The 13984-nt window shown below is 45.0% G+C and carries 13 protein-coding genes and 1 pseudogene; 5 read left to right on the top strand and 9 right to left on the bottom strand.

The features are described 5' to 3' along the window. Window positions 1–90 precede the first annotated feature (90 nt). The 6 genes and pseudogenes from AC0L66_RS23160 to AC0L66_RS23135 all read right to left on the bottom strand — a co-directional run bounded on the left by AC0L66_RS23160 (window position 91) and on the right by AC0L66_RS23135 (window position 6673). Window positions 91–1383: a BatD family protein gene (locus AC0L66_RS23160; RefSeq protein WP_473569594.1), complete on the bottom strand. Its 1293-nt coding sequence runs from the start codon at window positions 1381–1383 to the stop codon at window positions 91–93. Next, window positions 1380–3104 carry a vWA domain-containing protein gene (locus AC0L66_RS23155; RefSeq protein WP_473569592.1) on the bottom strand — a complete coding sequence of 575 codons (1725 nt, stop codon included), beginning with the start codon at window positions 3102–3104 and terminating at the stop codon, window positions 1380–1382. Before AC0L66_RS23155 ends, AC0L66_RS23160 begins: the two co-directional genes overlap by 4 nt. Continuing rightward, window positions 3101–4201 carry a vWA domain-containing protein gene (locus AC0L66_RS23150; protein WP_473569591.1) on the bottom strand — a complete coding sequence of 367 codons (1101 nt, stop codon included), beginning with the start codon at window positions 4199–4201 and terminating at the stop codon, window positions 3101–3103. The genes AC0L66_RS23155 and AC0L66_RS23150 overlap by 4 nt, the downstream gene beginning before the upstream one ends. After that, a complete protein-coding gene (locus tag AC0L66_RS23145; RefSeq protein WP_473569590.1) occupies window positions 4188–4709 on the bottom strand; it encodes a DUF4381 domain-containing protein in 522 nt (173 codons plus the stop codon). The genes AC0L66_RS23150 and AC0L66_RS23145 overlap by 14 nt, the downstream gene beginning before the upstream one ends. After that, the gene (locus tag AC0L66_RS23140) at window positions 4699–5673 is read right to left on the bottom strand and encodes a DUF58 domain-containing protein (protein ID WP_473569588.1); all 975 of its coding nucleotides are present in this window, start codon (window positions 5671–5673) and stop codon (window positions 4699–4701) included. The genes AC0L66_RS23145 and AC0L66_RS23140 overlap by 11 nt, the downstream gene beginning before the upstream one ends. Window positions 5674–5687: 14 nt before the next feature. Beyond that, window positions 5688–6673, bottom strand: a pseudogene (locus tag AC0L66_RS23135) (AAA family ATPase). A gap of 338 nt (window positions 6674–7011) precedes the next feature. Between AC0L66_RS23135 and AC0L66_RS23130 the strand changes: the two are divergent. The 3 genes from AC0L66_RS23130 (at window position 7012) to AC0L66_RS23120 (ending at window position 10195) form a co-directional block, all read left to right on the top strand. Beyond that, window positions 7012–8577: an arylsulfatase gene (locus tag AC0L66_RS23130; protein ID WP_265673867.1), complete on the top strand. Its 1566-nt coding sequence runs from the start codon at window positions 7012–7014 to the stop codon at window positions 8575–8577. Window positions 8578–8711: 134 nt separating this feature from the next. Further along, window positions 8712–9209, top strand: a complete 498-nt coding sequence (locus AC0L66_RS23125; RefSeq protein ID WP_265673866.1) for a magnesium transporter — start codon at window positions 8712–8714, stop codon at window positions 9207–9209. Then, window positions 9206–10195 (top strand): efflux RND transporter periplasmic adaptor subunit, encoded by a 990-nt coding sequence (locus AC0L66_RS23120; protein WP_265673865.1) that lies wholly within the window; start codon window positions 9206–9208, stop codon window positions 10193–10195. Before AC0L66_RS23125 ends, AC0L66_RS23120 begins: the two co-directional genes overlap by 4 nt. 134 nt (window positions 10196–10329) lie before the next feature. Here AC0L66_RS23120 and AC0L66_RS23115 read toward each other — a convergent pair whose 3' ends face one another. After that, window positions 10330–10761: a glycine zipper family protein gene (locus AC0L66_RS23115; RefSeq protein WP_473569586.1), complete on the bottom strand. Its 432-nt coding sequence runs from the start codon at window positions 10759–10761 to the stop codon at window positions 10330–10332. 397 nt (window positions 10762–11158) lie between these two features. On the opposite strand from AC0L66_RS23115, the gene AC0L66_RS23110 reads away from it, so the two are divergent. Further along, window positions 11159–11899 carry a GntR family transcriptional regulator gene (locus tag AC0L66_RS23110; protein ID WP_265673863.1) on the top strand — a complete coding sequence of 247 codons (741 nt, stop codon included), beginning with the start codon at window positions 11159–11161 and terminating at the stop codon, window positions 11897–11899. A 33-nt stretch (window positions 11900–11932) separates the two neighbouring features. Here the strand turns inward: AC0L66_RS23110 and AC0L66_RS23105 are convergent, their stop codons facing one another. Further along, the gene (locus AC0L66_RS23105; protein WP_473569584.1) at window positions 11933–12613 is read right to left on the bottom strand and encodes an SDR family oxidoreductase; all 681 of its coding nucleotides are present in this window, start codon (window positions 12611–12613) and stop codon (window positions 11933–11935) included. 324 nt (window positions 12614–12937) lie between these two features. On the opposite strand from AC0L66_RS23105, the gene AC0L66_RS23100 reads away from it, so the two are divergent. Beyond that, a complete protein-coding gene (locus AC0L66_RS23100) occupies window positions 12938–13339 on the top strand; it encodes a DUF6515 family protein (protein WP_265673861.1) in 402 nt (133 codons plus the stop codon). 243 nt (window positions 13340–13582) lie between these two features. Here AC0L66_RS23100 and AC0L66_RS23095 read toward each other — a convergent pair whose 3' ends face one another. Beyond that, window positions 13583–13750, bottom strand: coding sequence for a hypothetical protein (locus tag AC0L66_RS23095; RefSeq protein WP_265673860.1), 168 nt, complete (start codon window positions 13748–13750; stop codon window positions 13583–13585). Window positions 13751–13984 lie beyond the last annotated feature (234 nt).

Genomic DNA, 13984 nt, shown 5'->3' with positions numbered 1-13984 from the left:
ATCGCAACCCCACTGAAATTTGAGGTTGCTGTTAACGTCGACATTGTCTGCAATTCAACATCACAGACACTATTGAAACAGTTGGCAAATTTACTCTTTTGGCAAATTCAATGCAGTAGGAAGGATCCGATTTTTTAGTACCGTAAACCGCGTACTGCACTTTGTACGCGGTTTCAGCGCATCCTCACTGTGCTTTTGACTGACTTTACGCCACACCTGCAACAACAAACTGGTGCTTTCCTTACCCGTTTGCCACTGCCTTGCTTGCTCTTGCCAATGCTCATTATTTGAAACCGTAGATAAAGCAACTTTCCCTTGAGACATTTTCAGCTTTCGATAGGTCAGTAAACGTAATCGCGAAAAGTTTTTGTTTTTCAATGCGAATAGTAAATTAAAACCCTCTGAGAAACCTTGCTGTTGAACACGTCTGTAAAGCAAAACGCTACCAGCAATAAGCATGAACAGTAAAACCGCCATGCCAGCAAGCCAGCGCTGATATTGAGCAACAAATGACGATAATGTATGACGAACCGAAATCGTTTTACCTTCTAAGGTCACCGTTTCCAATATTTTGGTACTGTTGTTCCACCAAACCACATCTATGTCAGGAAGGATAACGTTGCCTCCTCTTTGCAAGACATAAGTATGCTGCTCAGTTCGCTGCGCTTTATACGCCCCCCGTTCATGACTGTCACTTAGGCGAGCTAGTTGACGATAAACTTGATAGGCATGCGTCGCATCTTTGGGTATTAGGCTAGGAATAAGAATCGACAGAGTATCATCTGCATTAAGTGTTACCGTGCGCGTTATTGACTCTCCCGCCTTGAGTTCATCACTCGACATCTCCCATTGCTGCGTTAGCGCCATATCACTCGCAGAAAGCCAAGACTGCTGCTCTGACAATTTTCCAGTTGGCATTCTAACCTCAAATGTCATCGGCTGCGTATATAGCGTCCGAGAGGCCGAGCGTACATTTTGCGTCGATACTTGCGTTTGGATGGCGATAGGAGGAATAACAAATGTCCCAGAGGTTTGTGGATATAACGTCACCTCCCACCGCTGCTTTGACCACGTGATGCCATTCTTACGCTCTGTTGAATTAATGGCCATTGGGTTACGTTGCTTGGCAATAAGGTTAGGCACATCTATACGACTGATACGTGTGCCCCCGGTAAACCAACGGGGGGTAGCGACTTCAATCGACAAAATTATTTGCTCATTGACCGTAAATTCTTGAGGCTTGTCAGCATTTTCCTGTCCTAACCAGGCCGACATTTTAACGGTCCGAATCTTCGAGCTGTCCTTCTCATTGGCAAAGGCTGAATGAGACAACATCGCTACTGTCGCAAGCAACACTAAAACGAATTTATATTTAAGGTTCACTTGCTGCCTCCCAACGCCATTTGATCGCGATATTGAAGTTGAAATTTGGCACGTAAAAATTGTTTTGGATCTGCCTCTACCCGTTTTAACCACTTATCCGCCAACGCCTCGCTACCCAGGATTTCATTGGCATTTAATGTCTCTTTTTTCATCAATATACCCGAGGCCATTTCTTCCGCACCATCTGCCGTTTGTGGGTTATCCCCTAATTCAATAGACTCTTCCATGCTTTCTGTTGTGTTGGTTTGACTCTCGCTCACTCGATTGATTTCGTCGATAATACTTTCCATGACAGTCAAATTCTGTGTGGCATTGCTTCGTAAATTGTCATCAATAGTTTTGGACTCTACGACCGTACGGAGCATGTTTCTGGCCACTAGATACTCTCGCTGACGAGCAAGGGCAATGGCGGCATAATAATCGCCTCGTTCACTGTCCATTTTAACAAACTCCGTGTGCGCCAATCGATATTCCATCGCGTAATAGTAAGCGACACCTTTATATTGGGGTTTGGTATAATGCTGCGCGGCTTCTAGATAGCGCTGCTGGTCGAATAAACGCTGACCTTGTTGATCTTGAGTAAACCAAAGATCCATCCACCATTGATACCCTTTATCCATTAGCGTTCGCGTTTGCATTACTTCGTTGCCGTTTGTCTTAAGGCTAGATGTCTCAACGCTAGATTCAGCGCTCTCCTGCAGTAATGAATCTTGGTTGGCAAACGCCGTCGTAGGCGTGAACGTGGGCACAACCAACACGATAAGTAGACACCATTGAACTAACCAACCTTTTCTAAACCAAAGCAGCATCAGTAACGCAATGGGAACCAATAAGCCATACCCCATGTCTTTCCATGGCATGGTCGACTCTCCATTGATTTCCATATGCGTATCAATATCACGAGACAACGCCTGAATATCACTGCTATCAATACTAGTCTGAAAAAGGCGGCCATTGGCGGCATTAGCCAATTGCTTCAATGCCACTATATCTAACGGACTATTAGTGACAATGTCACGGTTCCCCATCGCAAGCACCAATAGTTGGGTAGAAGATGACGCAAATTCAGATTCAAAAGCCTTGACCGTTGCTGGGGTCGCACCATCGGTAATGAGTAGCACCGTGCTACCAGGCTGGCCGTCGAGTTGCTGTTTAATGATCGGTAAGCTGTTCTCCGCCGCTTTCCCCGCCACTGGCATTATTTGTGGGTCTATCGCCGCAAGAAACGGCGCAAAAACGCGGTTATCCTGCGTCGTGGGCATCGCTAAATGCGCCGAGCCGGAATAAACCACAAGCCCCGTTCGACCGCCATGTCGTGTCTCTAGCAAATCGTGTATTTTATGCTTCGCGCGCTCTAAACGATTTGGCGCAACATCGGTTTGCAGCATACTTTCGCTAACATCAAGCACAATCATTAAGGACGCTTTATCTTCACCAAAGGGCGAGGCCTGACGTTGCCACGTCGGTCCAGAAGCGACGACAATAAGTAGAGTGGTACCGAGTATCAGCATTTTTAGCGGCAGTTGGTTATTCCATCCTTGTGATTCGATAGTCAATGCTTGCCGGAGATGTGACGGTAAAAATCGGCTATCTTCAGAATTCGCTTCTTGTTTCCACCGCACATAGAACACCACTGCCATCGGGATAAATGCCAATAGCCATAATGGTCGTATAAAATGAAACTGTGTAATAACCTGTTCTAACCATTGCGTGTCTATCATAACGTGTCTCCCGCTTTCTTATCTTCAGCGCTTCTTGGCTGAACGGGGAAAAATCGCCGGGTCACACTTGCTACAGTAAATGCCACCAACACTAAACCAATCACAATGGACACAAGATAGTGATGGATACTTTGCTTTGGTCTGAAACTGGTACTCTCATATAGCCTTGGCTCGAGTTCAGAGATTACCTGGTATGCTGCCGTTAACGAATCACGATCGAGCGCCTCAAAAGACTCGCCTCCTGTTTCACTCGCAACACGGCGAATGGTCTCCATGTCCAACGCTTGTTCTCCAACGGTTCTCGGATCGCCCATTGCAATCATATGGATACGCACGCCTTTTACAGCGGCCACTTTGGCGGCATCAATCGGTTCAACAAAGCTTCCCGTATCATTGCCATCTGTCAAAACAATCGCCACTTTTTCTCGCTCAGACTCATTACTGCTGTCTTCTTGCTGATTTTCAAACACCTTAATTGCTAGACCTATGGCATCGCCTAGACGAGTACTTGGCCCCGCCATTGCTACACTGGTTTGCCCTAGAAGCTCTCGCCACGCTTGATGATCGGCGGTAAAAGGGGCTTGTACAAAAGCTGCATCACCAAACAAAATCATCCCTAAACGGTCGCCCTTTCGTCCATCGGCAAACTCGTTCAAAACGTCTTTGGCCGCATGTAAACGCGACACTTTCTTGCCTTGGCGTGAAATAAAATCTTCTTCAGCCATCGACCCAGATAAATCGAGTACCACCATGACATCACGCCCAATGCTTTCTCGATATTGCGGCGGCCCAAGTAAGGTCGGCTTTGTTAACGCTAGAACCACTAATATCCACGCGACCAAAAGCACAGCGCGTTGCCACCAGCGCGCTTTAAGTTGGTGGGCACCTTGCCGTGGCGGCTCCCCTAAAGCATCGACAAGCAATTGAAAAAACGGCACTTTGGTTGCTTTTTTCTTGGTTCTATAGGCAGGAATAAGATGATAAATAACCAAGGGTAACGGCAGTAATAATAGCCATAATGGATGGACTAACTCTACACTGCTCCATTGGAATTGACTGATATCAAGACCGGTAATGCCTATGCTAGCAAGTAACATGCGCGTCTCCAGAATCGTGATGAAGAATCCACTGCTTTAACTCACTCACCAAGGTTTGTTTTTGTTCATGGGTTAACGCTGATTTTGGATTAACGATACTCTCCATCCACTGCATGCCTAAATGCTCATCAACATGACAACGATCGTTAGGCACCCAAACCGGGTTACTTGGATTCATACGGTCTAACGTAGTAAGAAAATCCACGCCATACAACGCTGCAGCCTCTTTGTCTCGGTAACGTAATACTGCTTTCATCACCAAAAATATTTGATACTCAGCTTCGGGTTCAAGCACGTTAACTTGCTGTATCGCTTGCAATGCTTCGCCACGATAACGATTTTTCCACCAATGCATCACTAATTTAGCGATAACCACCAGCAATATAGCGACAAACACCACTGCGACAATCTTCCAGCCTAATGTTTGAGGAAACCAGCTAATCGGTTCAGGTATATCGACATCTACCATCTCTCGAAGTATGTAAGTACTTGGCGGTTTATGCTCCATCTTTGCAGCCTCCCACCGTTTTCTTGAATTGGGCGATGTGCTGTCCAGATGTATCCAACTCGACTAACGGAATATGATAACGATGCATCAGCTTGGAAAGTTGCTCTCGCTTGGACTCAATACGGTCTTGTAGCTGACGATTGACGACTTGTAGCATCGCCTCATTCTGGATACTAATTTGTTGGGATCCATTACCCATCACCCAACCTTGCGTGGACGCATGAGTCGGCAATTGCTGCTCAAACTGATCAGACACCATAATGGCTAATACGTCATTGTGCTGTTGTAGGCGTTGTAAATGGCTAATGTTTTGAGTACTCGCATCACTCCAATCGCTGATCAATATCAGCGTTGTCGATTTAAGCTTTAAGCGCAGTAGTAACTGAACAATATCGTCAAATTGCGTCCCTGCGGCATCGACACTCGCGGCATCAAGCGCTTGGTTGGCGTGGGCAATGCGCTTTAATTGTGCCAACAGATCATTTTGGGTTCGTTTCGACTTGCTCCATGTCAAACGCTGGCTATCAGCGAGCAAAAAGCCAACTCTATCGCTGTCTTTTAATACCCGCCAAGCACACAATGCGGCAATTTCCGCCGCAACGACCGATTTCATCACTTGCACAGAGGAGAAAAACATCGCACTACGTTGATCAACAACAATCACCACATCTCGATCTTTCTCTTCGGTATAGGTGCGAACATGCGGCTTGCCTGTTCGCATCGTCACCTTCCAATCTAAGTTTCTAATATCATCACCAAGTTGGTAATGGCGCAGTTCTTCAAAATTGAGTCCGCGACCTCTAAACAGAGATTGATGTCTCCCGGACAAAGCACTGCCCGCTTTAAGGTTGGGGAGTAAATGAAAAGATTGAGATTGAGACTGCAAACGAACCAATTGCGCATAATCGCAATAAATTCGCGCGTCGCGACTTACCGAACTAGGAGGCGTGGTTGGGCTTATCATATTAATGACACCCTCTATCCGATTTCAACGCTATCAAGTAACGTGTCCACTACAGCTTGGTGACTCACACCATCAGCTAAAGCATCATAAGACAAACTAAAGCGATGCCCCAAAACCATGGAAGCCATTGCCCGTACATCATCTGGCAAGACATAATCTCGCCCTTCTAACCACGCATTGGCACGGGCACACTTATCTAACGCGATGGATGCTCGCGGGCTTGCCCCACGGCAATCCATTCGCTCAGTTTACTGTCTGGATAACGTTCTGGTTTACGTGTCGCCATCACAAGCGCCACAATGTACTTTTCAACCAAATCTGATACCGCAATCGTAGGCAATTCACTGCGTGCTTGAAGAATTAATTGAGGGTCAATCGGCGGTAAAGGTGACGCATGGTCGGCTTGGCGATCAACCTTCTTCTCCTCACTTCGAACTAAACGAATAATGGCAAGTTCGGCATCATCTTCTGGATAATCCACGTTCACTTTCATGATGAAGCGATCCATTTGCGCTTCAGGCAAAGGATACGTTCCCTCTTGTTCGACTGGGTTTTGAGTGGCGAGAACCATAAACAATTCTGGCAATGCGTGTGTTTGGTCACCAACCGTTACCGTGGATTCAGCCATTGCTTCTAGTAACGCAGCTTGCACTTTAGCGGGGGCTCTATTGATTTCATCCGCCAATACAATGTCATTGAATATCGGACCTTGCTGAAACGTAAGCTGTGGTTTGCCTTCTAGCTCTTGATATACCTCCGTACCCGTAACATCGGATGGAAGTAAATCTGGGGTGAACTGAATTCGTCCAAATCGACTATTAAGCGCACTCGCCAGTGCTTTAACTGAACGCGTTTTCGCAGTCCCCGGTAAACCTTCTAATAAAATGTGTCCGTTGGTGAGTAATCCAAGCACCAGTGCTTTTACAACATGCTGTTGTCCCACCACATCTTGCTCAATACGGGTAATGAGTTCGCTAATTTTTTGCTGTGCTTGGTTCATGTGTCATCTCATCAAGTTAGGTACTTTGCGTGTATTGAACGTTCAGAAAAAACGGCTCACGCAAGAAATCAAACGGTTATCAGTTATTACGACGATCAGCCAGTGATTAAAACCACCAGGTAGCGTGCCAACACTCAGAGATGGCATCTTAGTGACATCGTCATAAGAGATAATTAGATAGTAGTCTAGGTTCGATAGTACTCAAGCAGCTCATAACCTTTGGTTATAGTCAGTATAAAGCGACGCATAGGCGTAATAGGATTAGTTTAGTTGTCAGTAGGACGTTTCACAGAAATAACGTCCCAACGTCCAATCACAAAATAACAATTGGAGTCCCTATGACGACCCGTTTAAACAAAGCTGCTGTTGGAGTCAGCTTACTGGCTGCTTCTGGTGCCGCAGTCGCTGCTGAACAACCGAATATTCTTGCCATTTGGGGTGATGATATTGGTATCTACAACATCAGTGCCTACAACAATGGCATGATGGGATATCAAACGCCAAACATCGATCGCATTGCCAACGAAGGTGCATTGTTCACCGACCATTATGGACAGCAATCCTGTACTGCTGGTCGAGCTGCATTTCTAACGGGTCAGGAACCATTCCGTACCGGCCTCCTCACCATCGGTATGCCCGGCTCTGATCACGGCATCCCTGATTGGGCACCGACCATTGCAGACTTACTGAAAGAGCAAGGTTATATGACCGCGCAATTTGGTAAGAACCACATGGGCGACCAAGACAAACACTTACCGACCAACCACGGCTTCGACGAATTCTTTGGTAACCTTTATCACCTTAATGCGGAAGAAGAGCCAGAAACATACTATTACCCGAAAGATGCTGAGTTCCGCAAAAACTACGGCCCCCGTGGCGTCATTAAATCGTCTGCCGATGGCAAGATTGAAGATACAGGTCCGATGACGCGTAAGCGTATGGAAAATGCCGACGAGGAATTCTTAGAAGAGTCGTTAGCGTTCATGGAAAAAGCGGTCAAGGCAGACAAACCATTCTTCATCTGGCACAACACCACACGTATGCACGTTTGGACACGTCTACAAGAAAAATACCAAGGTAAATCTGGTATCAGTATCTACGCCGATGGCATGTTAGAGCACGACGATCACGTTGGTATCCTACTGGATAAACTTGACGATCTAGGCATCGCGGATAACACCATTGTTATCTATTCAACCGATAACGGCGCAGAAACCGTCTCTTGGCCAGATGGCGGTGCGACACCGTTCCACGGTGAAAAAGGCACGACATTTGAAGGCGGCATGCGTGTACCGCAACTTGTTCGTTGGCCTGGTGTGATTGAACCGGGTTCAAAAATTAACGACATCATGGCGCACCAAGACTGGATCCCAACCCTTCTAGCCGCAGCTGGTGATGACAACGTCGTTGAAAAACTCGCTTCAGACAAAGGGGCAAGCTACAACAATAAGAACTGGCGCGTGCACTTAGACGGCTATAACTTCTTACCTTACTTTGAAGGAAAAGAAGAAAAAGGCCCTCGTGACTCGCTACTGTACTTCTCTGCGAATGCTGAATTAAACGCAGTTCGTTGGAACGACTTTAAAATCTCATTTGCGTTACTAGAAGGTAACATCACAGATGCGGTTCGTTTCCAAACAAACTGGCCTCAAATCGTTCACTTACGTGCCGACCCATTTGAAAAAGCACCGCACGAATCAGGCATGTACCTTCGCTGGATGGCGGACAACATGTGGTTGTTTGTACCAGTAGGCGGAAAAGTTCAAGAGTTCATTGCAACCTTGCCTGAATACCCAATGCAACAAAGCCAAGTACTTAACCCTGGTAACTTCAACCAGAATACTTACATGCTTCAAGGCAAGCTAAAGCAACTTGAGCAAGCTAGCCAACAAGTAATGAAATAGCCCTATGTTATTTCGTTGACCTTAATCCTAAGCCGCTAATTGTATTAGCGGCTTTTTAGCGAGAACCATAGTGAAAAAGAACCCTCGCAGTGGTTCTTCACAACAAAACCCTACCAACAACAATGAGAAATAGTATGAACGCGATAAAAAATATAATGCGTATCATCATGGTGATTATTAAGGTGCTGATGAAATTTTCAGTCTTTATGTTAACCATGTTTTTAGGTGCTTACTTGTTAGCACCAATGGGGACGATCAATTCCAAGAACGTTGATATGACCACCTTTACCAACACTCCAAACGACGCCATGATGATGATTTTCAATTCAGAGTACTTTAGTGGTTACCTATTTTCCGTCACCATTGCCCTCGCCGTTTTCGTTGTTTACCTACTTTGGCGCGTCCATGAAGTTGCCGTGCATAAAGCACATGAGCGCAAAAGCTCTCATATTCAGCTCGTTTTCGCGCTGTCGCTTTGCGGCCTGTTTGTACATAAAGCCTGGTGGGTTCTGGCGATCATTATCGCCTTCGCTAACTGGGAGCACATTGGCGCATCCATCAGCCGCGTGATTAAAAACAGCCGAGCATCAAACCTTGATCTTTCCGATACAAAACATGAGGTGCAATCATGAAAGAAGTAATGATCCCTTATATTTTGATCATGTGGATTTTGGTCTCAACAGGGGCCATTCAATGGACTCTAAGAAATGCGTTCTGGATTATTTCTGGAGGCGTATTCATTCTGGTGATCTTAGGTGTGCTTTCTCGCCTTTGGGCGCCAGTGGATTTAACCTACTCGTCTACCATCAAGGCGCCACATTCTGTTTTATCCCCTCTACTGCGGGAGCAAATCAATGAAATTCACGTCGACCACAATCAGGTCGTCAAGAAAGGCGATGTCATCTACACCTTAATCGATACGACTTCCTATGCTGAATTAGAAAAAATTAAAGCTTCGATAGTGAAACAAGAAGAATCTATTGCTCAAATGAAACGAGATCTGCGTAGAGCGAAAACCTCACCAGAGATATTTAAAGAGCGTGATGTCGAAAACTATAGGTCACAACTCAGAATTTCAGAATCTTCCCTCGCGTCGTTGCATGCTGATTATGATCGTGTTGAATTTGAACAAGAACGTAAGACTGTACGCGCACCATTTGATGGACAAGTCGCGGTAGTTAACGTCGCCGATGGTAGCCGTGTAGGTAATATGCATATCTACGATACATCCCGTAAGTTTCTAGAGATGCGCATTCCTGACCAGACTTTTCGATACGTCAAAAAAGGACAATTCGCTGAATTCTATGTTGATGCTTACCCAGGGGAAGTGTTCCGTGCTCGCGTACACAGCTTTACCGCAGGAACAGGCGAGTCATCCATCTCACCGATTCAGGGGCCACAAAGTGTGCGTCAACACGTAGGCGCAAACACCAGTACCCATGGTCGAACAGTGGTTCTAGAGATCATTGAACCTGAAGGCAAAGTGATTCCTATTGGTGCAACGGGTTCGGCGTGGATTGCTGCAACCAAACCACACGCTTTCTTTGGCTTTATTGATGTGATTGGAGCTGCGACGGTACGTTTACACTCTTATAAATCTTATCTAAACGCCATGTAACTGAGTAATTAACGTAGCGACACACCGTCGCTCAATCGCTAACGTTCAAGGTTTGCTATCAAGCTACGCTGATCTTGGACGTTGCCATGTCCCTTTGGCAACCCATACACGTCGTACGTCTTCGACTTCTGTGCTTAATTTAGTGCTACATACTGCCTTTCTACCATGCAATTACGCATGACCGTTTTATAGTTATTCAGATTGTTACTTTGCTGCGCGGCTTGATTCGCATTACCATGCATACGACCCACAACCAAACCACCCGCAGCCCCTACTTTTGCGGTATCGGAACCACTACCGCCCGAAATGGCCCCAACAGCCGCACCAGCCGCTGCCCCTTTAAGTAAACCGCGAACAGCAGAGCCTTGATTGCTCGTCACCTCTTCTTGCGTATGGTTCGCTAACGTTTGGCAATGGGCAAGCTCTTGTCGAGCCACCTCTTCGGTCACATTGTTATAAGTAAAAATCAGCTTGGAGTTGGGATCAACAATATCGCCCCCCGTCGTTTGGGCAATAGCAAAGGGTGATACGATGATAATAGCAGCAGAAACAATAAGCTTATTCATGAGCGGTTTTCTCTAACTTGTTAATTAGTGGAGTTTGGATAATTATTAGTTATCAACGCTTGTTCACAATCAATACTTGTTAATAATCAACACTTGTTAACAATCAAGAATTGACTGTAACTAAACTTTGTAATAACCAAACCTTGTAATAAGCAAAGTTTTCAATAACTAAAGTTTTCAATAACTAAAATTATAAAAACTAAAACTTGTAAAAACTACAACTTATAAAAACTAAGAGTTGTTAACGAGTCAGTGAGTTTGAACTATTTACTGTCACTTCATAGCGTAAAATTACTGATTCAAATAAATACAATTAAAAAATACCGTAATTTTACGGTGTTTATCGTTTTATAAATTATGGACAATAATCCGAAACCCACAATACAGGTCACGTTCCGTGAAAACCAGTAAACACAAAGCAATGGCATATTTAACACGAGATATCCTCAATCAATCGATTGCGCCTAATGAAAGGCTTGTCATCCAAGAGTTGTCCAACCGATATGGTCTTGGACTATCGCCTATTCGCGAAGCCACACAAGAGCTTGCATCGCTAGGATTTATAGATTACCAGCCAAATATTGGTGCGTATGTCACCCCGCTTACGGCGCTTGAATTACGTTCTTTAATACAGTTTTTAATTTCCCACTTTAGAGACTTTGGTAATAGTGTTGCCTTTCAAGAAAAAGAGAGGTCCTCTATTGATAGGCTAACAACGCAACACGCCGAGGTTATTTTTCATTGCATGCAATTACGTAACGAGCTAAATAAAAATGAACGTCATAATTTGAACGTGATTATTATTGAAGACCATTTAGTTGCTTTGTTGTCACTGCTTAGAAATCAGCGAGTCGCCGCAGTAGTGGATGTGTTTTTTGGCTCGGTGATGACAAATCTGCGCCGTTATATCCGGCTCTATTTGATGTATTACCCAACACACTGCGTACAATTGATCCCTATTCATATCATGGAAAATATCATGGTTACCTTTACGCAAGATAACCATGCTGATTGTTCCGAGCTCGTTGCTCAATATCTGTGCGATATGCAAGATATTCTTCTTCCTGCACTACCTTGGGATGCCGACGCTGGAGTATCTAAGCCCTCAGAGACCGAACACTCCACCGTTTTCGTTTAAGCGCTAAATGTTGACACGGAGAGGTTACCATCACTACTCAAGTTCAACTGGTGGGCGGAATGTCATTTCATGCATGACAATATCCGCAGGGAGTTCTAGCAGGTGCGCAATGGTTTTAGCCACACTGGTTGGGTTCATGTATTCCGGACGCTCAGCTTCACGAAAGTTAGTATCCGTTCCACCGGGAAATAGCGATGTGACTTTAATGCCATGAGGCTGTGCCTCTTTCATTAAGATAGCACTGAAGCCTGCAAGGCCTTGCTTCATTGCCGTATAAATACTCATGGTCGCATTCGCGCGCTTAGCCACAGTACTGATGACATTGATAATTTGTCCTTGTTGCTGTGGCTTCATGACTTTAAGGGCTTCACGACACAACAAAGAAGGCGCACGAAGATTAATGGCGTACTGCGCTTCGTATTCTTCTAAAGTGAAATCTTCAATCGAGCATTTACGGGAGATCATGCCCGCGTTATTGATTAATACATCTAAGCCGCCTAAATGAGAACAAGTAGACTCAAACATACTCAACACGTCATCGACAATACTGAGGTCGGCGGCAATGGTATGGCAACCCGTTACCGAACTCAATTCATACAGTTTTTGCGCATTTCGCCCTGTCGCGACAACATCATGCCCTTTTTCACACAGCTCCAACGCCAATGCGTAGCCAATACCGCTCGTTGCGCCTGTTACTAAGATTTTCTTTTTCATTAGAGCCCTTACTTAACCTTCAAAAAGGAGACGTCGCTGATTTGCCAACTATGAATTAAACCATTAGCGGCTAACTCAACTGATTAAGCCACTAAGTGTAATAGGTTCCACGTGTTTAAGTGAGTAAGTTACCGGATTCAATATCACACTCTGGTAAGAAAGGACCATGAGGAGATGGACACGCGGTGACATCACCACAATTGATGATTACGACCAGATGGATTGACACCCAATACAAACCCTACCATCTGCTGACATCGTCTTCACTTTCGTTTACTCAACATAGACAAAAATAGCGGCTGACTATTATTAGGTGCGAGATTTATGAAGAACAACACCCGCTATATAATCGGCATGACTTTACTTATCCTTTCTTGCAGTAGCTTGGCTGACCCTTGGAAAAAACATAAACACCATCGCCATCATAAAAAAGAGGTGCACGTTGTCCATCACTACGACCGCCACCGCCTGCCGGATTCAGCGATATTTCTTGCCATTGCTGGCGTGTCTTATGCCTTAATTAACGGTCAATACTATAAAGAGAATGATGACCATTATGTCGTGGTCGAGAAGCCACCGAAAAGACGCTATCGCTTAGGTCAAGTGATCAGAAAATTGCCAGAAGGTGCAACGGCGGTCAATAAACGAGGTCAACAGTACTTTGTCTCAAGAGGAGATTGGTTTTTATCGACAGGTCAGGGGAAATTTGTTGTCGTCAGACCGTAACGTATTATGGCTTACGTGTTAGTGAGACGTTTATTGTAGACGCTCTATCAGTCATACCACTCGCGGATGAGGGTAAAACCTTGGAGTAAATAGCGTTAGAATAAATAGCGTTACAGTAAAAAGGTGCCCGCGTACTCGCGGTAAGACCACTAACGGGGTAGAGGTAACCAAGCAGGGAACTTACGCGATACTCATGATAATGCTAAGAGTATCGCTCGGTTTCATGTCCCTGAAAACGAAGTATTACATCACCCAAGTAAGGCTAAGTAATAGAACCACTGCTGACGTTGCTAAAAACATCGTCGCTAGAGATACGATTTCTACAAGCGTTGACGTTTGTTTAGTTGCAGTTTGGGCTACTTCTGTTTTTTCTGCTGAATTGTCGAGTGTTGATAGTAGTGCTGAGTTCATTTTATGTACCGTTTTGTAATTTGATTTCAAGAACAGGACAAATTTTACTCTAATCGTGACGCAGGTCAAATATTATTTGGTAATTAACTTACTAATTATATTCATGTTCGCTTATTAGAAAAGCTAATGCTTGGCCAATAATCACCACGACTTCTATCTCACTATCGGTTTGCTCGTGTTCCCTAACTAGAACTGATAAACCGTCATCAGCACCTCCTCCTCTGCCAACCCTTT

The organism is Vibrio sp. GJ43-1, from assembly GCF_055808835.1.
This window is presented reverse-complemented; position numbering and strand designations above follow the sequence as displayed.